This window comes from Ensifer sp. MJa1, from assembly GCF_037026475.1.
Lineage (GTDB): Bacteria > Pseudomonadota > Alphaproteobacteria > Rhizobiales > Rhizobiaceae > Ensifer.
Window position 1 is genome coordinate 1 of sequence record NZ_JAKUMO010000072.1, and the last position, 443, is coordinate 443.

1 protein-coding gene is annotated in these 443 nt (G+C 62.5%); it reads left to right on the forward strand.

Features of this window, described 5'->3' with window-relative positions:
• A partial coding sequence (locus MKZ91_RS31550) for a transposase (protein WP_336174954.1) occupies positions 1-443 on the forward strand: 443 nt, incomplete at both ends.

A 443-nucleotide genomic window follows, 5' to 3' on the forward strand; every position in this document is an offset into this window, starting at 1 on the left:
AGACCAAGGTGTCGCGCACCGATCCCGACAGCGGCTACATGGTGCGCGACGGCAAACCGAAGGGTTTCTTCTATCTCGACCACCGCACGGTGGACGGCCGGCACGCGATCATCACCGATACCCATGTGACACCGGCCAATGTGCATGACAGCATCGTTTATCTCGACCGGCTGGACCGCCAGCGCCAGCGGTTCGCCTTCGATGTCAAAGCCGTCGGCCTGGATGCCGGCTATGCCACATCCGGCATTGCCAAGGGGCTTGAACAGCGCGAGATCCTTGGCGTCACCGGCTATCGCAACCCGCCCCCGCCCAAAGACGGCATGATGCGCAAGTCGAAGTTCTTCTATGATGGCCAGGAAGACGGCTATCGCTGCCCGGAGGGGCAACTGCTGAGCTATGCCACCACCGACCGCAACGGTTATCGCCACTACCGCTCCGAGCCG